Raw genomic sequence first — 20193 nt, forward strand, 5'->3', positions numbered from 1 at the left:
ATCTCATCTCCTAGTTCGGCCAGGCTCAGTTGATGACAATCTCAGTGATCATGCCGCCATCCAACTGGGTTGCATTACTCATCTGATGCACTTCGGTGGCATGCAGGAAGTAGGTACCCGGGGCGACATCTGTGGTATCAATAATGATGTCGAGGGTCTCACCACCACCAAAGTTGTGGGATGCAGCCTCTTTATAGATGTTCTTGCCATCTATGCCACGCATATGACGGGCACCGGTGCCGACCACCTTCATGGTCAGCCCCATGGCGGTAATCGTCCAGAAGCGATCCAGCCCCACATTGGAGAGGCGTAACAGCAGACGCTGTTCACCCGTGTTTCGGTCAAGTTGGATCGAGGAACCCAGAAACTGCGTGATCGCGCCATCGGTCAAAGGCTCACCGACAGTCCCGGTTACCTTGCCGCCATTCAATCCTGCAGGATCCGCGACTGGGTCCGTAGCATCAACTGGAGCAGGCAGTGGATCTGGGTTGACGGTGTCAGGGTAACCCCGACCATTGAATTGGGGATAGTTGCCTTCCAACAGGGCAAATGGCAGTGGCTGTACAAACAGACTGGCATCATGGAACACCTGATCGAAGCTTGAAAGCTGGATCGCTGTCTCTACATCAAAAGCTGTGGTGCCGTCACCGTCATTGTAGACATAACCCGCATCGCCAACCGCTGCTGCACAATTGCCATTTGGCACTCTTTCAGGATCGTATTCCGTGGTACCAGCGTTGTCTGGCCCGAAATCGAAACAACCCAGTTCATCCTGAATTGGATGAACATAAAGATTGGCCAACATGCCCATCTCCATATGCTCGGTGGCTTCCACGTGGCAGTGGTAGAGATAGGTGCCAGGCTCAACGATGTTGTAGTAATAAGTCAGGGTCGATCCCATATTGATACTGACCGACACCTCAGGTACACCGTCGAAGGCCGCCGAGGCATTCGGGAAGCCATGAAAGTGGACGGTATGGGGATCGAATAGATCGGGACGGACCACCGTACCCACATTGGTCAGGTTGAGGAAGAAGTGATCTCCCTCATCCAGTTCAATGGTAGGTCCGGGCCACTCAGCGCTGAGGATACCCTCTCCGATAACTTGATCAGGCGCGGTACCAGTCTGATCACCAAAGCCGAAGGTGTAGAGCGGATTGCCATCAGACATCTTGGCATAGCTGTCACCAGCGATCAGATGCATACACTTGGTATTCGCTGGCTGAGTTTCACCAGCATCATTCCAGTCTGCATCACCGTTGTTATCACCAGGACACTGTACATTGACAATGGCGCTAGCCTGACCCGAGATGCCCAGCAGTGCCAGGGCTATTGCTCCGGCAAGAGCTTGCTTACTAAATAGTTTCATGGGGCGTTTACTCCTCGTTATTTTGTAAGCGCCTGACTCACCTGATGTGTGTTTGCGAAGTTTGTTCCACCCTGCCACCAGGACGTTGTCCATGGTGACAGGCTGGCGCTTTTCAGTTGCATGTGTGTTGATCATTTTCATGATTACAACCTCTCATCGGCACCGGCGTCCGTACGGGCGCCTTGCGGTCTTGCATCACCATCGATATCGGTCGAGTAGATGCCAGTACCGGCAGAGGCGGCAGCTGCATCGACAGCAGGATTTAAACCAGCCTCGAGGTGATAATCGATAAGGCCATCCGCAGTCGCGGTATTACCGTCGATATCAAGCAGAGAGAGCGGACCGAAGTTGACCTGAAGGAAGTTACCGCCTTCATCGAAAGCACCCGCTACCTGCAGCACTTTGAACTCTGGGAAGAGCAGTGCATTACGGTCTTCATTGAAGCGGCCATTGACAAACACTGGACCAAGCGAGTTGTGCGGGTCATTGTTTGCTGTTGAGTAGCCATCAATATAAGTGTTGTTGGCTACTGCAGATGCACCGGTCTGCAAGACGTTACGCAGTGGGCGCAGCAACATCGGACCATACTGTGGATGTACCGGGTCGATGGTGTGTCCGCTCAACACCGCCAGATCCTGAGTGTAATCCTCCACGTTGACAACTGTGATATCGCAGTTGGTGTTGGTGGTGTTATCACAGCTTGCCGGTACCAGACCATTCTCCAGAACAACAGTCGCTGGATCATCCGTATTCCGCCAGTAGAACGAGCGGTTGTGGTAAAGGATGTTATCCAGCAGCTGGATCGGATCAGAGAAAGTCATCCGTTCTTCGCTACGATTCCGTACATCGTCTTCATCGAACTGTGAACCGGGGAACTCTTCCGCCACATCATCATCGATGAGAGACATCATGGTTGCACTGTGGTAGCGGGCAACGACACCAGCCGGTTTGGCGATAGACTGATTGGGATCAGTGATACCAAAAGCCTGTGAACCGGTTGCGGTAGAGTCGTTGTTCGCAATCGTGTTGTAACGGATGTAGGTCTTGACACTGTCTGACAGGGAGATGGCGCCCGCAAGACCTGAGACATTGTTGCTCAGGATGTTGTTGGCAACGATCACCCGATACCAGCGACCGAAGACATCAGGATCGCGTGTGATATCCTCACCGTTGACACTCAGCATGGCAATACCACCGCCATCACCGGCACCGGCCAGGTTGCCCCGAATCTGGTTACCGAGAATGTTGACGTTACCGGAACCGGGAGACAGGGTAAGACCAGTCTCTTCATCGACACGCAGTCCGGCCAGGCCGCCGACGAAGATACCGCCACCGGCAGGCTTGGTGCCAGGTGTCTGACTGAAGCTCTCATTGAAGATAATGGTGTTATCCAGGATCTGACCACCGCGGGAGAGTCCCATGTGGCCGATACCGGCGCCATCACCTTTGGAGAAGTTACCGCAGATCAAGTTGCTACGAACACGATAGTTGTTAGCACCAGTGTGGATTGAGATACCACCGCCGGCGCCATTCAATCCACCATTCTTGATGATCTCGTTATGATGGATATTCATGTTGTCGGCAAAGGCGTCATCGTAGGCCATGAAACCGTCTTCAGCCTGATCTTCAAGCCAGCTGTTATAGCCGCGTCTGAAGAACTCGTCATCCTCACCAATAACTTCATGGGTCAGAGTGGAGTGACCGATGCGGATACCGCCACCATAGAAACCGGAGTTAGTGGTAAGACGGTTGTTGGAAATGACCAGGAAGCGGGTGTAGCCGTTGGCAACAATACCGCCACCGGTACTCGCGCCGATAATGCTCAGACCATCGATACGGGCATAGCGATTACGGTTGTTACGATGGAATCGGTTAGGACCGGTCCACTTACCCGCAACCATGATGCCTGCACCCTCTTCCGTTGGGAAGATCGGGGCGCCGAGTGCACCCTGAACCCCACCGAAGAAGGGTACGGGTACCAGTTGTCCCGGCAGTTGATCAATGGTGCCTGTACCAACCAGCTCGGCCGCCAGTTCACGCCAGGCGATGATCTTTTCGGTCGGCGTCTGTCGGGCATTGAGGATTGTAGTCTCGGCACCAAAGCCCTGCAGCTTGACCGGCTTCCACATGATCACCATCTCATTGTAGAGACCAGGTTTGACAATGATCAGGTCACCGGCGTTGACGCCACCAAGGCCGTTATCGAGACTACCGATCGCATCCTGGATAGTCGGATAGGTGGCGCTTGGCACGTTGACAACGTTATAGGTGGAGTTGTTATTACCAAGACCCACACCTTCAGCGATACCAACAGTCAGTGTGATACCCGTGGGAGAGACACTACCGTTGTTGTGCTCTACCAGCAGTTGGTATTCACCGGCTGCCAAACCAGCAGTAGAGGCGATAATGGCATTGTCACTCCAGGTTGAGGCAACCAGGGTAGTTACTGGATTACCATTCCGATCCTGAACAAGAACCGAACCGGCAACGCTACCAAAACCGTAATCCCGATCAATGTTCTGTTCAGCCAAAGGATCTCCATCGGCCCATTCCGGGTTACGAACAGCGGTCAGGCCCTTGGCGTTGATGACGATGTTCTCACCAGTACCGGCAACCACAAAAGGACCTTCGATGCCGCTGGCGGGAACCACCTCACGCAGCACGGAGGAGATCGCTGGAGTCTGTGTTGGTGCTTCACAATCCAGTGGGAACTGATCCGGACCGGCAAAGGCGGCCACCGGCTCAACCGGGGTATCCAGATAGGTGATGGTACCCGGCATATACTGGAAGGTGTAACAGAACTGGCTGTACTGAGTATCGAAATGTGGATCGATAATGAACTCAGGATTACCACTGCCATCAATACCGTCGCCGGCGGCACCGGTGAAATCCGGATTCGGAATCGGACCCGCATCGTTCATACAGGAGACCAGCATGTTCGGCGACATACCAGAAGGCATGGGCAGATTCGCGGTAGTGGTTGAAGCAACCATCAGGTTGTAGCGACCAAAGTTGTCCGCATAGACCCGATTGATCTCATTGCCGTTCCAATCGTAGAAAGCAACTGGAACTTGAGGTGGCGCGAACTTCTCACCGAACTGGGGTGAGTTCGGATTGAACTCGTTGGCCAGGTCGTTGAGGATCACACCCGAGATGTTGCCTGCTTTAGGCACATCGGTCATCAGGAAGAACTCGGCTGCCGCATTCTGACCGGCTGAGAGCGGTACATGCTTGAGATCACAGAGCGGTCTCATTTCGCCGGCGAAAGGCGCTCCAATGGCTTCAACACCTGGAATCAGCTGAGCTGCATCACCACTGCCATCTTTGGTAGCCATGGCCAGATATTCAGGAACCATCACTTCCTCACCCACACAGGTCGCAGGGAAGGCCTGCAGTGATGGTATGTACTCATCACCGTAATCCACATTCTTGTGGTGCTCTCTGACCAGCTTGTAGCCGGCAGGTGTAGCTGATTCAACCAGATAGTCACCAGGGATGAGCCAGGCTTCCGGAAGATTCAACTCAGGCCAGCCGGTTCTCAGACCCGTGTAGAAAGCGCTGAGCTTGGTCGCTACGACCGCTGCGTTATAGCCGGTAGCAGCTGGAATCGATGCCAGATGGTCCAGGTCATAGTCTTCGAAAGCATACCCACCATCAAACAGTGCATCACGAACCTGGTTGAAGTTACGCAGACCATCGAAACAGCGCTGATCATCAATGGCAGGATCGACCTCCGCACCTGGCGGATTATTGGTGCCCTGACAACCGGCAGGCAGATTGTCATCCCAGCTGTCGGTATGTGTGACCTGAAGCGCATCACCCATGTCGAATACACCAGGTGTACCGTTATCAACATCTTCAGGTCCGGGGAAGACATCCAGAGGATGGTTGTTTACGTCAGCACGCTGAATGCCGGGTACACCATTGATATCCTCGATCACGCCATCGTCTGGATCCTGTATACCATTACCGTTCCAGTCGATGTCGCATGGATCACCCGGGAAGTTGTTCAGTGGCGGACAGTTGACATCACCATCCGCATAGAGAGCCAGTTGTACCCGAGGCACACCAGGCTCCCACTCCTCGGCCGCAGCAAACTGAGGCTCATCTTCCGCACGAGTGGTAGCGTAGTAGACGATACCGGAGATACCGCCGTTTTCACCCACATACTCGGAGATTCTTGGAGGGAAAGCGCTGAAGTCAAACGGGGTGTCGATCACATAGTCGACTTTACCGAACTGCATCACACTGGTCTGACCCAGGAAGCCCTGGAAGCCCTGAGTGAGTACCAGGCCGGTCTCGGTGCGTGACAGATTGTTACCAGTATTCGGATTGATGATCTGTCGGCCGTTTTCAACAACCCAGGTAACACCAGCGTCATCAGAGCCAAGACAATCGCCGATAACACCACGAGGATCGGTAGCAGAGATAACGATATCACTGTGGCCTACACCTCGAGCTTCACACTGCCCCTGAGGATTTAGTTCACCAAAGGTAGGATCGGCCCATCCGCCATCCGGACGAACTTCACCACCTGCATCCACGACAAAAGTGGCACCTGTCGCTTTCTTATTACCAAAGCTGACTTCAGCGACCAACCAGTGAAAGAATGGGAAAACTTCATCAAAAGGCGCTAAACCGTCACCATCCGTCGGGAAGGCCTGATAGATGGTGCCGTCACGCCAGCGCAGTACGGTCTCCTGACTTTCAGGACCGATTCCGATCTCACCGTCGTCCCAGAAACCGTCCTGGTCATCATCTCTGAAGATGCCGGTATTAAGACGAGTGAACCAGTTGAATACCGGCACATCACCGAAGTTACAGGAGAGCCCACCGTTACAGGTACCATTGGTTGGATCCACGGTAAACAACAGGGAGGCAAAAACCACATCAAGGTTGGCATCCCAAATGGCCAGCTGATACTCACCCGGGGGAACCAGATCCACTGAGAAGTCACTGTCCGCTCCGCAAGCACCCGCATAGACGGCCTGACCCAGGGCACCGGCAACACCGACCTGGTTAATGGCTATCCAGCATTGTGGGAAAGTACGACCGGTGAAGAAATTGGTAGCCGGGTTACGGGACATGTGCATGTCGGTAACAACACCGCTGACGGTCGCAACCTGCTCACCCTGCTGGGCTGGTGGCAGATCGGCGAAGGGACGTACAAAACCCATGAAAACATGGGGACCGGGGATACCGAATTCCACGAAAACTGCTGGCTCGTTGGCCTTGACCCAGGCATCGATGACCTTACTACCTTCGATGGTGCTGGTCTGCTGCCAACCGGCATTGGGTGGTGGAATGATGACCACACCATACTTGCCGGGGGCGAGATTCTTAACATTCAGGTAGCCGTTCTCATCGGGCTGCATGGTGCCGTCACCCAGCACATCGATAACCGGATTGCCGTCCGCATCGATACAGGTGGCGTTGATCATGCCACCCGGGGTATCACCGCCAGCGCCAACTGGGTTACTGGTGGCACAGGTCTGGTCATAGGTGGTGCCGAGGTAGTTACCGAAAGCATCCTGGATAACCTGACCACCGGCTGCACCGTAACGACCACCCGGCTCTTCCAGGAACAGACTGAACTGAGTCCAGTCAACCGTGCCGTCATTCTGCTCTTCCGGCAGATCCGGAACACCATTCACCGGATGCTTGTCTTCAAACAGATAGATCGAGATCTGTGCAGTGGGGATCGGATGCTGCTGTACTGTGACAGTAACCTCACCGGCTGCTACGTTTCTCAGATCAACAGAATCGCCACTCAGGCTGTAACCGCTGTAGGGGTGCACTGATACGTAGTAACGTCCAGCAGGGATTACATCACCGATCGTAGCTGTAGATGCATCTACATTGCCCGACAGTGAACCAGATCCATCAGTAGCAACGCCGACTTCGTGATTACTGGCGTGAAAGCTCAACGACAGTAATTCATCAGCTGTTGTTCCAGGATTCGCCGGATCGACCGGGAAGGTGTTATCCCTCTCCAGCAACCAACGAAAACCGAAATTCGGATCAGTGATTGGGTTGCCTGACTGATCAACCACATTGATGGTCAATGAGGCTGCATTCAGCGCAGTAACCAGAAATGAGAGACACAGAAATACAAATAACTGTAGCCCTCTGTTCATGTAACCCTGACTTTCATTTATCATGGATTTTTCTCCAGACCCCTATTGGTCGTTCAACTTTCCCGGGGCTCTTCTGACTCAAGCCAGAAAAACTACCAGCCCCATTACCAGTACTTAGGCCAAAGTGTACCTTTCTATATAAAAGGTGGCTTTGCGTGAAACTACGCTATTTCTCTATGCAAGCCCCTACTGGAAAAGGAGATAACCCGGTATTTCAATGGCAGCAAAAACCCTACCCTGGATGGTAGGGTTGACAGATAGGAGATAGAGTCGCCCTATGACTACTTAAAATCTTACAATCCATATAAAAACGGCCATTCCGTTGACTTTTCATCCATTCGCCAATCGACAGGGAACAAACCACTCCTGCCTATGAGTTTGCACAGTGGCAGCGACACCATATTTGTGGTTTATTCAATAAACAATTTGTGTCATGGTGAATGGCACAGATTTCCTCCATCCTAAGCAGGCAGACAGGTTTGAAATTTGCATCACCTGCAATCACACCTAAACTAGTCTGAATAAACGCCGGAAAACGATGCGCAAGGGACTCAAAACCAGAGAGAGATGAGATAGGTTCGGGTGACAATGAACAGCGACAAGAAAAAAATCATCATCGCCGAAGACCACAATATTCTGCGTGCAGGATTAAAAGCATTACTGACCTCCAATCCCCAGTTCGATGTAATCGGTGAAGCTGACAATGGCCGCGATGCGATACGTCGGGTCATTGAACTCAAGCCGGACCTGGTGATTATGGATTTGAATATGCCCGGTATGAACGGTATGGATGCGATCCGTGAAATAAGAGAACGGGATGCTGAAATCAAGACTCTGGTGCTGACAGTGCACAATGAAGAAGAGTACGTTTTGGCAAGCTTGAAAGCAGGCGCCAATGGTTATGTTCTGAAGGATGCAACTCAGAATGAGCTAATGACTGCGGCTGAACGTGTTTTGAATGGCAAAACATACTTAAGCGCAGAGATCACGGAGAAAGTTGTCAACAGCTATCTGCAAACCAACAACGTCAACAACGAACCCCTCACCCGCTGGGATACGGTGACACAACGGGAACGCCAAATACTGAAATTGATCGCCGAAGGTCACACCAATAAAAGCATGGCCGACTATCTCTGCATCAGCGTGAAAACAGTTGAAAAACACCGCGCCAATCTGATGAAGAAACTTGATCTGCACAATGTTTCAGCGCTGACCACTTATGCGCTGGAGAAAGGTTTGATAAACCGCTAACGAGGAAAGTTCTTATCAGTCCATTGATCATAGGATGTTATTGATTTCAGCTACGGAGATCCCCTTAGCACTGAATTCAACTGATCTACGCTACAGAGTGACTACAGAGGAAATGAAGCGCGGATCTGTACACCTTGATCGATACCGGTATCGATGCGGATTCTGCCGTCAACCGATTCTGCTCGCTCACGCATACCGACCAAACCCATTCCCAGGCTCCCCTGAATTTCGGAAGGATCGAATCCAATACCGTTATCGATAATCAACAGATGAATGGCATCGTGCGCCTGTAGCAGAGAGACCGTGATGGTCTTCGCCTTTGAATATTTAATCGCATTGTTCAGGGACTCCTGCACGATGCGATAGATGACACTCTTGTAATCCTCAGGTATGGACTCTTCATCTACGTCGAAATCGGTTACTATCTGGGTATCACAGCAGACTTTGGTGATCTGGCGGCACTGCCAGGAGATTGCAGGAATAACACCCAGATCATCGAGGATAGCCGGTCGGATTGCACTGCATATCGATCTTACTTCGGACATTGCCTGCTTGACCATGGATGAGACAGCTTCCAGGGACTCCCGCTGTTGACTTTGCTGAGTATTTTTCTGCCCATCGCATCCATCAAGGCAACGCTGTACATGCAGGCTCATGCTGGTAAGCAGCTGTCCAAGGCCGTCATGGAGTTCACGAGAGATACGTTTTCTCTCAAGCTCCTCAGAGCTTACATGCTGATGCGCACCCTCTTTTAACAGCTTGAGACATGAGAGACCGTCCTTAATATGTTGGTTGGTCAATCTGAGGTTATCATTGATTGAGACACCGGTTTGGGCCTCCTTTTCCACCGATGAAAATGGAGATGATGAGAGTTTTAATGCGGAACCCCCTATAAACGCTTCACTGCCCAATTGATCGTTTACCAGTGCCATGTAGTAACCCTTTATTTTTGTGCCTTTCCGATAACACTTTTCGGCTTTATTAAAGTAATGTTTAAATATTAGAGATTTAAAATACTTTAAAATATGATGATTCCGTCACAATCGCCATGCTTTGCCGTTATTGACAATTATCATTGCAGGGTTTATGCCAGTATTTTATAATTGTAAAGATTACATAACGTTATAAAGCAAACCTAATAAATTACAACGTAATATAAAAAAATAGTGTAAAAAATCCCGACAAAAAGTCCTCTTGTTCCTAAACCGCAATGGGTTAAATAACCCATTTCTCGGGTAGTAGTCGAAATATTTTACATTGTTTAACAATTCACTGACTGAGTTGAGCCTCCACCAAGCGAAGATCATCCCGCGTATCGACACCCTGTCCGGGATCTGTTTTGGCGCTACTGACGTGGATCCGGCCACCATGCCAAAGCACCCGTAGCTGTTCCAGGGATTCCGCCCGCTCAATCGGCGCCCTTTCCCAAGCAACAAATCGGGCCAGATAACCGGCACGATAAGCATAGAGCCCAATATGACGGGCAAAACCGGTATCTGCTGGCAGTGGACTTTCAGCATCGATAAATTCGTCACGATGCCAGGGAATCGGTGCCCGACTGAAATAGAGGGCGTACCCCTGAATGTCCGTCACCACCTTTACCACATGTGGGTCAAACAGTGTTTTGCGCTCTGTGATCGGCGCCGACAGCGTGGTGACCCCGGCCGCATCGTGCCGACTCATATCCTCGGCAACCTGGGAGAGCAAATCAGCCGGCATGCAGGGTTCGTCTCCCTGCAGATTGACAATGATCTCTTCATCCCCCCAGCCTCGCTGGGTCACCACTTCCGCGATTCGATCGGAGCCGCTGCGGTGTTCATGAGAGGTCATACAGACATCGGCCGAAAATTCCCGGCAGATATCGGCTATTTTCTCGCTGTCAGTCGCGATCACCACCTGACTGGCGCCACTCTCAACGGCACGTTCGTGGACATGCTGTATCATCGGTTTGCCGGCAATCTCCAACAACGGTTTTCCCGGTAAGCGCACTGAGGCGTAACGGGCCGGTATGACAACTTTGAAATTCATATCCTTCAGCCTTCCGGAAGCTCTTCGTCCGGGGCAATTTTCCGGGCCTCGTCTTCGAGCATCACCGGAATATCATCACGTATCGGATAGGCCAGCCGATCGGCGCGACAGATCAGCTCCTGCTCTTTCTTCCTATAGAGGAGCTTCCCCTTACACACCGGACAAACCAAAATATCAAGCAGTTTTCTATCCATCTAAGAGCCTTTTCACCTTCGTCTTGAGTTGATGTTCGAATTCCATGGCCACACTGGCGGTCGCAGGCACATACCAATGATTGGACTGGGCGAACTGTTCGCACTTTACCGCATCTTTCTCAGTCATGAGAACTGTCTTTTGATGGAATGGGGCCAGATCTTCGGGGCTAAACTGATAATGATCGGCAAAAGGGTGTCGATCCACCCTCAGACTTGCAGACTCAAGCATGCTAAAAAAGCGTTCCGGATGGCCAATGCCAGCGATTGCTACAATCGGTGTCGTGGCAAATTCCGTCAGGGGCTTACACCCTCCCCCGGCAACCGGACATGCCATGCCACCGATGACCGACATCCCATGCTCGCCCTCAGCGGCATAGCCATTGACGATCACCAGATCGGCCTGTTGCAGTCTCTTTCGGGTCTCCCGCAGTGGTCCGGCAGGCAGACAGAATCCATTGCCAAAACGACGTTTACCGTCCACTACCGCAATTTCAAGATCCCGCTGCAGGGCATAGTGCTGCATGCCATCATCGGAGAGAATCACATCGCAGGGATAGTTTGCGAGCAGTTGTTGCGCAACCAGAGGACGCTCCGGTCCGGCAAACACCGGACACTCCGCGTGACGTTTCAACAGTATCGCCTCATCCCCCACCTGTTGCGCTGTGGTATCTTCAGTCACTTCACGAGGCCAGGTATCCGACTGCCCCCCGTAACCTCGGGTAATGATGCCCGGCCTGTAGCCCCATTCCGTGAGCTTCTGCACCAACCAGATGACGAAAGGCGTCTTACCCGTGCCACCGACCGTAATATTGCCGACGATGATCACGGGGCAATTGATCCGCTGACTTTTAAGCCAACCCCAGCGATAGAGACGTCGCCTCAATGCGACAATCGTGCAGAACAGGGCACTCAGGGGCAGTAGCAGATAGTTGAGAGGCTGCCGTCGTTGCCAGGAAGCTTCAATCGGATTCAAAGCCAGGGCCACCTCATTCCAACGCAGGCTTGTGGGCTGAAAAGGTCATCTTGGTCAATCCCAGCTGGCTCGCAGCATCCATCGCAGTCATCACCGACTGATGCGGCGTGCGTGCATCCGCGTTGATGATTACAGGAATGTTACCCCGGTCGCCAATGGCTTTACTGATCGCCATCTTCAGGGTTTCCATCTCGGTATTGACCACTTCTCGCTGATCGACAAAAAAGGTACCGGCTATGTTGATGGTGATATCGAGTTGCTGTTTTTCCCGTTGAATCTCCTCCCCGGTCGCTTCAGGCAGTTCGATCAGGATCTGGCTCTCATGCTCGAAGGTTGTCGACACCATAAAAAAGATCAACAGGAGGAAGACCACATCGATGAGCGGTGTGATATCCACCTCAGGTGATTTTTGAGCTTTGGTTCTGAAATTCATTTCAGCGCTCTCTCTCCCCGTGTATCACTTCCACCATCTTCAATGCCTGCTCTTCCATGCCGATTACCAGCTGATCAATCAGACCGGAAAAGTATCGATGGAACATCAGACTGGGTATGGCAACCGAGAGCCCGGCCGCGGTGGTGATCAAGGCTTCGGAGATACCACCGGCCAAGACCCCAGGATCCCCGACGCCCGCGGTAACAATGACGCTGAACACTTTGATCATGCCGATGACAGTTCCCAGCAGACCAAGTAAGGGCGAGATGGAGGCAATTGTGCCGAGCGTATTGAGATATCGCTCCAGTTCATGAACCACCTGGCGACCAACCTCTTCAATCGCCTCTTTCATGACAACCTTACTATGATTCCGATTGACCAGACCGGCTGCCAGTATCCGGCCAAGGGGAGAGCTGGTTTTCAGCTTATCCAGGTCGGCCAGATTCAGTTTTTCCTCTTGGTGGAGCTGTAATATCTGTCGCATCAGATATTCCGGCATGACCCGTTTTCGCTGCAGGGACCAGAATCGCTCAATGACAATCCCCAATGCCGCAATGGAACAGGCAATAATGGGCAGCATCAACCATCCACCCGACTTTACAAGTTCAAACACTTATCCTTTTCCTTCTGTGATGTTCACGAAAACTATTCTCGATACGACCATGATACTCGACCAGGATATCTTGTTGCAGCTCAGATTGCATGGCGATCTAAGCGGGGCAGATTCCACACTTATCTACAATGGCCCGGCGTCCACCGCGGAGGTCTACTCAGATCTCAGATAATTTCCCGAGTCTCCATCACCCTGCCGCCAAAACCGCTGGTTCAGTTCGCGATAGAGACGTGGTTTCGGTTCCACCTCACCCGCCACCACACGAAATTCGATAGCACCACTATCCGCAGTATTCAACAGCCTGGCACCTTGTGCCTGCCAACGCTCAACTACCTCCGGTTTAGGGAAACCATAGCTGTTTTTGTAACCAGTTGAAAATAGTACCCACTGTGGGTCGACCGCTGTCACAAACTCAGCCGTCGAAGAGCTGTTTGAGCCATGGTGCGGAGCGACAACCAGATCCGATCGGAGCTGTTGGGGGTTCACTCTCAGCAGGGCATCCTCTGCTGCCTGTTCAATATCACCCGGCAGCAGAATCGACCAATCATCACTCTCAATCTTCAACACACAGGAGCGATTATTGCGCTCTTTATATACAACGTTGGCAGCCGGATGCAGAATCTGAAAATGCACCCCATCCCAGCGCCATTCACTCCCTGCAAGACAAGCTTCAGCGACTCCGTCAATCATTTCCGGGTCACCTGCCAGGAGCTGCATGGTGGGGATCGATTGAGTCAAAGATTCGACCCCTCCGGCATGGTCGCGGTCACCGTTGCTGACAATCAGCGTATCGATCTTCCGATGCCCTCTGGACCTGAGGAATGGCATGATCACGGACTCGGCTGCCGTCCGATCCCCGTGCCCTGGACCGGTATCGTAGAGCAGCAGGTGATTGCTGGTCTCAACCACACAAGCCAGCCCCTGCCCTACATCCAGTAGCGTAAACCATATCTCGCCCCGGGCTGGACGTTCCGCCGAGGCAAACAAAATCGGGAGACACAGCAGCAACCCCAAACCACGCCCCGGCATCCCGGCTGGCAACAGCAGTATCAGGCATCCTGCCAGAACAAACCACAACAGCAGCAGATCCTGTTGTGCGAGATCGGTCATGGCAAACGGCTGTCGTGAACACCACTCCAGCAGCTGTAAGGTTACATCGGAGAGTGTTAGCAGCAGTGAGAACCAGGGATCAGCAACAGCGGGAACCACCAATAACGGCAGACCAATCAGAGTCATCGGCACAAGCACCAGACTGAACCAGGGCACCATGAGAAGATTCACCAACGGCGAGATCAGGGAAATCTGGCTGAAAAAGAGGATCAACAGAGGTAACAGGCCCAGACTGACCGAGAGTTGAACCTGTATGCCCTGACGCCAGTCTCGCCAGGGAGCAAGGCGACCGCCGATACTCCACAAAATAACCGCCACGGCAGAAAATGAGAGCCAGAATCCCCGGCTCAGAATCGCCAGAGGATCCACCAGAACCACCAAAAAGAGCGCGAGCAACAGGCTTCGGCCGAATTGAATACGATAACCCAGAATCAGAGCCCCGAGGGTAGCAACCAACATGATCAGTGCACGCTGGGTAGGCAGGGTAAAACCGGCCAATGCAGCATAAACCGCCGCGCCCAGCAGGGCGAACAGGGCACCGGCTTTGAGTGCTGGCAATCGCTGGCAGAGTCTGGCACTGCGACGCCACAACCAGCCACCGGTAAACAGGCACCAGCCGGCAACCAGGCCAATGTGCAAGCCGGATATGGCAATCAGATGGTTGGTCCCGGTACGGGTGAACGTCTGCCAAGCTTGCCCATCCATACCCCGTTTATCACCAACTGCAAGCGCCTTCAGCAGGGCAGCAGCCTCAGGCTTGTCGCTCACGTTATCGATGACTTTGGCGATCCTTTGTCGTAACAAACCAAGCAAGGCGGGCAGTCGGTCCGACTCAAGCTGGCTGTTACCGGCCCAATCCCTGACATAGCCCTTGGCTTGGATCTGCTGTATGAACAACCATTGTTCATGATCGAAACCAGACGGATTCTGTGCCCCTCTGGGGCGGATCAAGCGAACCTTAAAGCGCCAGGCATCGCCGATACTCAGATCTTCTGTCGCACCAAACCAGCTGAGCTGAATCCGGGAGAGTTCAACAGACTCGCCATTTTCGTCCTGCAACGAGGTAACCTGCATCTGAAAACGGGATAGCAGACCCTGTGTAATCGGCAGTGAATCCACCACACCTTCCAGAACCAGGTCACTGCGCTCCAATTTCAGAGGTAACTGGTGGTGCAGAATCAGGCTGGCATTGAGCAGACTCCAACCGGCACCTGCAGCCATTGCCACCAAAGGACGCAGAGGCTTGAACCGCCAGAGCAATGGAAATGTCAAAACCACGGACAACCATCTCAAGCCTGGCAGGTGATCCAGCAGGTGAAAAAGCGCCACACCGATGATAAAACCGATCAGAAATCTGTTCACGACTACTCCTTGTCGAGATCTGAGTCCACTTTATCGGATATCAGCACGCTTGTGGACTATGCTTATTAGCCCAGCACTTAGATAAGTTACCAAGTAAATAATCTGTCTGAATTGTAAAAAAACAATAGTCCTGACAACTACTATTGATTTACTATTGTCGAGAAGTTACAACTTGAGTGATTTTCAGGGAAGAAACTGCTTTTGATCGGCTGCCACCGGGATTGCATGGGGTAGCATGCCGATGCGCAAGTTCCGAACGCACTTGCCGCTAACCAATTAGACCGTTTTTTAATTGCCTTAAACATGCCAAAACGACTGATCAAGCGTCTGTTGCCACACCGCGACCATGTGTGTAACCACAAGCACATGCAGGTGTTCGGTGATCTGCTGCACGATGCCAATCTCTGGCATCTCAACCGACACTCGGTCTCCGGCGCTTTTGCTGTCGGCCTGTTCATGGCATTTATCCCGGCGCCTTTTCAGATGGTACTCGCAGCCGCAGCCGCGATTTTCTTTCGGGTCAACCTGCCGCTCTCAGTCGCCCTGGTATGGATCACCAATCCGATCACCATTCCACCGATGTTCTATTTTGCCTACCAAGTCGGCATCATGATCACCGGCGAGACCGCCTCCCTGGAACCCTTTCAGTTCAGCCTGGAGTGGCTGCAGAGTGTCGGCTCTGAGATCCTGATACCCCTGATCCTGGGCTCATTGGTGTGCGCCACCATTTCTGCAATTCTGGGTTACAGTCTGATTCTGTGGATCTGGCGCTGGCGCGTGGTGGAAAAATGGAAGAGCCGCCGGCATAGCAGCACCTCGGCCAAGCTATCCGAATAACCACCCTCTCCGGGCAGTGTAGAGAATAAGCCTGTTACCCCGCTGTCAGCCTGCCATCGATCAAGTGCAAGGTACGGTCCATGCGTTGAGCAAGTTCCGCATCGTGGGTCACCACGACGAAGCTGATATTGAGTTCCTGATTGAGCTGCAGCATCAGTTCATAAACCTGATCCGCTGTTTTTCTATCCAGATTGCCGGTTGGCTCATCCGCCAGTACACAGGCCGGGTGGTGGACCATGGCACGTGCCATGGCAGCCCTTTGCCTCTCTCCCCCTGACAGCTCATTGGGTTTATGGTGCATCCTTTCCGCCAGACCGACCTGCTGCAGCATCTCTGTCGCCCGAGCCCGGGCATGGTTTACCCCGTGCCCGCCGATCATCAACGGCATCGCCACATTTTCCATCGCGGTAAATTCCGGCAACAGATGGTGAAATTGATAGACAAAGCCCATGTTACGGTTACGCAACAAACCTTTTTCCCGTTCATTGAGACCGAGCAGATCCTGGCCACATAACCTGACACGGCCTGAATCCGCGCTGTCCAGTCCGCCCAGACAGTGCAACAGGGTACTTTTTCCAGACCCGGATGAGCCGACAATGGCTACCCGTTCGCCTGCACAGAGTTCCAGATTGACGCCTTGCAGCACCTCAACATGAAGTCCTCCCTGGGAAAAAGTACGAACCAGGTCATTCGCCTCAAGTACCAGATCTTCACTACTCATAACGCAACGCCTCGGCAGGCTGGGTCCGGGAGGCTTTCCAGGCAGGATAGAGGGTCGCCAGCAGTGTAATCAGAAAAGCCATACCCCCAATCAACAGTATGTCGCTGGTATGGGGATCTGAAGGTAGCTTGGTGATGTAGTAGATACTCGGATCGAGGAAATCGACGCTCAAAGCCTTTTCGATCCAGCTGACGATCCCTTCCACATTGTGTGCGAGCAGCGTCCCTCCCAACATACCGAAAAGATTACCGACGATTCCAATCGTCGCACCCTGAACCATGAAGATACCCATAATCGAACCCGGTGATGTCCCCAGGGTACGTAGAATTGCAATGTCCGACTGCTTATCGGTAACCACCATCACCATGGTTGAAACGATATTAAAGGCCGCCACGGCGACAATCAGCGAAAGAATGATGGTCATCATGCGTTTTTCAGTACGCAGCGCCGAGAAGAAGTTGCGATGCTGCATGGTCCAGTCACTGATCCGGTAGTAACCACCCATCTTCATCGCCAACTCACGTGAAACCTGTGGCGCCAGGTAGAGATCGTCCAGTTTCAGTCGAACTCCGGTCACCCCATCCTGCAGCCGCATCAGTTTTGCTGCATCCTTGATATGCAGAATCGCCACACCCCGGTCATACTCCCCCATTCCGACCTGAAAAATAGCGCTGACGGTCAGACGTTTCAGACGCGGCATGATGCCGGCGGGCGTGACATTGACCTGAGGTGTGACCAGTGTCACCCGGTCGCCAATTCCAACCCCCAGCACATTGGCAAGCTCTCTGCCGAGTACGATGCCGTAACTGCCCGGCTTCAGGGTCTCAATCGTGCCCTGGGTTATGGAGGTGATGACATCCGATACCTCGCCCTCTTGCTCCGGTAGGATACCTCTCAACAGTACCCCGCTGACCTTCTGTCCGCTGATCAGCATGCCCTGCCCCTCCACATAGGGCGCCTTGCCGACCACGTGGGGAAACTTTGCCGCTTCGGATTCAACGCTTCGCCAATCGGCCAGTTCCCCATTGACCCCGGAGATGGTTGCATGGGAAGCCATACCGAGTATCCGTTCGCGGATCTCCTTGTGAAATCCGTTCATCACCGAGAGCACCACAATCAGGGCCACAACCCCGAGCATGATCCCTACCATCGAGATCACGGAGATGAAGGAGATAAAATGATTTCGCCGTTTTGCACGCGTGTAGCGCAGGCCGATATAAAATTCGATCGGTTTAAACATAGCTCGGCATTAAAACATAAAGTACGAATAATCCGCATAGACTACGCAAAAAAAATACCATTTGATCGAATTCAACCTGTGTAGACACTGAATAGTGTTAGCTGGGTCAGAGTTTTATCCATTTTACGCTTTTATTTCAGCTTAATTACTCATGCTTTCCTATAGTTAGGCAAGAGTGCTATATTCCTTCATGAAGAGACAAATTCGGAGTTGCTCAGATGAGTTTTCGCATTACCGCCCTATCCATCACTTTGTGTGCCTGTCTGCTATCCCATTCAGCCGTGGCTGAAGTCCTGCTGATAGACTCGATAAATTCTGTCCCCATTAACAGTGAGGAAGGCATTCCACGCCCAACCCGCAGCATGACAATGGATCAGGTCAGTCAGCGTTTCGGTCAACCCAGCACCACACATTCACCCGTTGGCGACCCACCGATCACCCGTTGGGACTATCCAAGCTATTCCGTATTTTTTGAATACGACCACGTGTTGACCTCTGTGTTGCACCGCTGAGTTCGCTGCTACGGCGCCGGCTCTTCCCCAGCCACGCCAGCAGGCGAGAAAAATCCCGAACAAAGCCTTGCAGAGGTATCCCTGCAAGGCTTTCTCATTGCCGGGCAGCCATCCAACTTTGTGTAATTACCCCTGGGTAATCTCTAAACCCACCTCGTGCTGACAATGCATAATCACTCAATCCCCTTACAGTTGTTACGGTAGCTATTCTTGACAATTTTACTGAGTTTTTTATACTCCTCGCCAATTCGACCCATTCTCATCCAACAGCAGTGATCCGGTCTGCCAGGTAGTACAGATGACAAATCAAACATCAGCGGCATTGATGCACTCGATTATCCAGCGAATCGCCACTGGCCCAGAATTGAGCAAAGATATCTCTCTGGATGAAGCCCGGGAGGGAATGTCTGCCATTCTGCGCGGTGAAATCGATGATGTGCAAACTGCCATCTTTCTGATTGCCCTGCGCATGAAACGGGAGACGGATGATGAAAACAAAGGCACCCTGGAAGCTATTCTGAACATCTCTGAAAGCCGTACAGCCAATGTCGATGAGCTGATCTCCCTGGCCGATCCCTACGACGGCATGAACAGGAACCTGCCAATTGCCCCGGTGATTCCAGTGGTGCTTGCCGCCTGTGGACTCCCCTGTGTCAGCCACGGGCTTGATGCGGTCGGCCCGAAGTTCGGTATCACCCACCGTCACGTCCTGCAGGCCGCCGGTATCGATGTGGACATGGATCTGGATGAGGCCGTAAACCGTATCGAAAACCCGGATCTGGGCTGGGCCTATGTAGATCAAAAGACCTTCTGTCCTGGTCTACATGATCTTACCGGACTGCGGCAACGCATCATCAAACGACAGGTACTGACCACGGTTGAAGTGCTGGCCAAACCGATCACCGCGACACAGAAGACCCATCTTCTCACCGGCTACGTACACAAGCCCTACCCGGCCAAGTACGCCTCTCTGGCACGCTTCGCCGGATTCGAGGGCTGCCTTCTGGTAAGAGGTACCGAGGGTGGTGTGATCCCCTCTCTCAGACAGCAAGGAATGATTTTTCGCTACGACAATCTGAATCAGGAGAGTCCGGTGGAGATCTCACCGACAAGTCTGTCGATTGACCAGAGTGTGCGTGCTGTTCCGCTGCCGGATCATCCAGCCATCCAGCGCAATGACGATGATGTTGCCCGAATCAGCGATATCACCCAGGCAGCCGAGATAGCGGCCGAAACTGCACTTGAAGCTTTGCAGGGAAAATCGGGCCCAGCTTACGACTCGCTGGTCTACAGCTGTGCCGTCACCCTCTGGCACAGCGGACGCCATGCAAGCCTGGAGCAGGCAGCAGCCCAGGTGCGGCAGGTTCTGGATTCCGGTCAGGCAGCGGACCGCCTGAGATAACTGGAGATAGC

15 protein-coding genes are annotated in these 20193 nt (G+C 52.7%); 4 read left to right on the forward strand and 11 right to left on the reverse strand.

The window, feature by feature from the left end; genetic code table 11:
• Positions 1 to 25: 25 nt before the first annotated feature.
• Together AC4IE8_RS06735 and AC4IE8_RS06740 are read right to left on the reverse strand one after the other, a co-directional pair.
• Entirely contained in the window at positions 26 to 1369 is a 1344-nt protein-coding gene (locus AC4IE8_RS06735; protein ID WP_490790631.1) for a multicopper oxidase domain-containing protein, read from the reverse strand.
• 143 nt (positions 1370 to 1512) lie between these two features.
• Positions 1513 to 7530: a hypothetical protein gene (locus AC4IE8_RS06740; protein ID WP_490790632.1), complete on the reverse strand. Its 6018-nt coding sequence runs from the start codon at positions 7528 to 7530 to the stop codon at positions 1513 to 1515.
• 564 nt (positions 7531 to 8094) lie between these two features.
• Between AC4IE8_RS06740 and AC4IE8_RS06745 the strand changes: the two genes are divergently transcribed.
• A complete protein-coding gene (locus AC4IE8_RS06745; protein ID WP_068995412.1) occupies positions 8095 to 8757 on the forward strand; it encodes a response regulator in 663 nt (220 codons plus the stop codon).
• A gap of 101 nt (positions 8758 to 8858) precedes the next feature.
• On the opposite strand, the gene AC4IE8_RS06750 is transcribed toward AC4IE8_RS06745, so the two are convergent.
• The 7 genes from AC4IE8_RS06750 to AC4IE8_RS06780 all read right to left on the reverse strand — a co-directional run bounded on the left by AC4IE8_RS06750 (position 8859) and on the right by AC4IE8_RS06780 (position 15470).
• Positions 8859 to 9689: a sensor histidine kinase gene (locus tag AC4IE8_RS06750; protein WP_490790633.1), complete on the reverse strand. Its 831-nt coding sequence runs from the start codon at positions 9687 to 9689 to the stop codon at positions 8859 to 8861.
• Between the two features lie 337 nt (positions 9690 to 10026).
• Positions 10027 to 10785 carry a 3-deoxy-manno-octulosonate cytidylyltransferase gene (gene kdsB / locus AC4IE8_RS06755; RefSeq protein WP_068995409.1) on the reverse strand — a complete coding sequence of 253 codons (759 nt, stop codon included), beginning with the start codon at positions 10783 to 10785 and terminating at the stop codon, positions 10027 to 10029.
• A 5-nt stretch (positions 10786 to 10790) separates the two neighbouring features.
• Entirely contained in the window at positions 10791 to 10979 is a 189-nt protein-coding gene (locus AC4IE8_RS06760; protein ID WP_068995408.1) for a Trm112 family protein, read from the reverse strand.
• Positions 10972 to 11952: a tetraacyldisaccharide 4'-kinase gene (gene lpxK / locus AC4IE8_RS06765; protein ID WP_490790634.1), complete on the reverse strand. Its 981-nt coding sequence runs from the start codon at positions 11950 to 11952 to the stop codon at positions 10972 to 10974. Before lpxK ends, AC4IE8_RS06760 begins: the two co-directional genes overlap by 8 nt.
• A gap of 13 nt (positions 11953 to 11965) precedes the next feature.
• On the reverse strand, positions 11966 to 12385 hold the full coding sequence (locus tag AC4IE8_RS06770) for an ExbD/TolR family protein (protein WP_068995405.1): 420 nt from the start codon (positions 12383 to 12385) through the stop codon (positions 11966 to 11968).
• A 1-nt stretch (position 12386) separates the two neighbouring features.
• A complete protein-coding gene (locus tag AC4IE8_RS06775) occupies positions 12387 to 12998 on the reverse strand; it encodes a MotA/TolQ/ExbB proton channel family protein (RefSeq protein ID WP_068995403.1) in 612 nt (203 codons plus the stop codon).
• Between the two features lie 153 nt (positions 12999 to 13151).
• The gene (locus tag AC4IE8_RS06780; RefSeq protein WP_490790635.1) at positions 13152 to 15470 is read right to left on the reverse strand and encodes a DNA internalization-related competence protein ComEC/Rec2; all 2319 of its coding nucleotides are present in this window, start codon (positions 15468 to 15470) and stop codon (positions 13152 to 13154) included.
• A gap of 303 nt (positions 15471 to 15773) precedes the next feature.
• Here AC4IE8_RS06780 and AC4IE8_RS06785 point away from each other — a divergent pair, with 303 nt between their 5' ends.
• A complete protein-coding gene (locus AC4IE8_RS06785; RefSeq protein WP_068995401.1) occupies positions 15774 to 16307 on the forward strand; it encodes a DUF2062 domain-containing protein in 534 nt (177 codons plus the stop codon).
• A gap of 34 nt (positions 16308 to 16341) precedes the next feature.
• On the opposite strand, the gene lolD is transcribed toward AC4IE8_RS06785, so the two are convergent.
• A complete protein-coding gene (gene lolD / locus AC4IE8_RS06790; RefSeq protein ID WP_068995399.1) occupies positions 16342 to 17028 on the reverse strand; it encodes a lipoprotein-releasing ABC transporter ATP-binding protein LolD in 687 nt (228 codons plus the stop codon).
• The gene (locus AC4IE8_RS06795) at positions 17021 to 18268 is read right to left on the reverse strand and encodes a lipoprotein-releasing ABC transporter permease subunit (protein WP_068995398.1); all 1248 of its coding nucleotides are present in this window, start codon (positions 18266 to 18268) and stop codon (positions 17021 to 17023) included. Before AC4IE8_RS06795 ends, lolD begins: the two co-directional genes overlap by 8 nt.
• A 218-nt stretch (positions 18269 to 18486) precedes the next feature.
• Here AC4IE8_RS06795 and AC4IE8_RS06800 point away from each other — a divergent pair, with 218 nt between their 5' ends.
• Both AC4IE8_RS06800 and AC4IE8_RS06805 read left to right on the forward strand, forming a co-directional pair.
• Positions 18487 to 18780 carry a hypothetical protein gene (locus AC4IE8_RS06800; RefSeq protein ID WP_068995397.1) on the forward strand — a complete coding sequence of 98 codons (294 nt, stop codon included), beginning with the start codon at positions 18487 to 18489 and terminating at the stop codon, positions 18778 to 18780.
• Positions 18781 to 19078: 298 nt separating this feature from the next.
• On the forward strand, positions 19079 to 20182 hold the full coding sequence (locus AC4IE8_RS06805) for an anthranilate phosphoribosyltransferase (protein ID WP_068995396.1): 1104 nt from the start codon (positions 19079 to 19081) through the stop codon (positions 20180 to 20182).
• Positions 20183 to 20193: the final 11 nt, after the last annotated feature.

This window comes from Candidatus Thiodiazotropha sp. AKAK2, assembly GCF_058244685.1.

What these genes read in the sequence shown, in the direction of transcription:
- AC4IE8_RS06735 (WP_490790631.1), bottom strand. Translation starts at nt 1,369, where the DNA reads ATGAAACTATTTAGTAAGCAAGCTCTTGCCGGAGCAATAGCCCTGGCA.
- AC4IE8_RS06740 (WP_490790632.1), bottom strand. Translation starts at nt 7,530, where the DNA reads ATGATAAATGAAAGTCAGGGTTACATGAACAGAGGGCTACAGTTATTT.
- AC4IE8_RS06745 (WP_068995412.1), top strand. Translation starts at nt 8,095, where the DNA reads ATGAACAGCGACAAGAAAAAAATCATCATCGCCGAAGACCACAATATT.
- AC4IE8_RS06750 (WP_490790633.1), bottom strand. Translation starts at nt 9,689, where the DNA reads ATGGCACTGGTAAACGATCAATTGGGCAGTGAAGCGTTTATAGGGGGT.
- kdsB (WP_068995409.1), bottom strand. Translation starts at nt 10,785, where the DNA reads ATGAATTTCAAAGTTGTCATACCGGCCCGTTACGCCTCAGTGCGCTTA.
- AC4IE8_RS06760 (WP_068995408.1), bottom strand. Translation starts at nt 10,979, where the DNA reads ATGGATAGAAAACTGCTTGATATTTTGGTTTGTCCGGTGTGTAAGGGG.
- AC4IE8_RS06770 (WP_068995405.1), bottom strand. Translation starts at nt 12,385, where the DNA reads ATGAATTTCAGAACCAAAGCTCAAAAATCACCTGAGGTGGATATCACA.
- AC4IE8_RS06785 (WP_068995401.1), top strand. Translation starts at nt 15,774, where the DNA reads ATGCCAAAACGACTGATCAAGCGTCTGTTGCCACACCGCGACCATGTG.
- lolD (WP_068995399.1), bottom strand. Translation starts at nt 17,028, where the DNA reads ATGAGTAGTGAAGATCTGGTACTTGAGGCGAATGACCTGGTTCGTACT.
- AC4IE8_RS06795 (WP_068995398.1), bottom strand. Translation starts at nt 18,268, where the DNA reads ATGTTTAAACCGATCGAATTTTATATCGGCCTGCGCTACACGCGTGCA.
- AC4IE8_RS06800 (WP_068995397.1), top strand. Translation starts at nt 18,487, where the DNA reads ATGAGTTTTCGCATTACCGCCCTATCCATCACTTTGTGTGCCTGTCTG.
- AC4IE8_RS06805 (WP_068995396.1), top strand. Translation starts at nt 19,079, where the DNA reads ATGACAAATCAAACATCAGCGGCATTGATGCACTCGATTATCCAGCGA.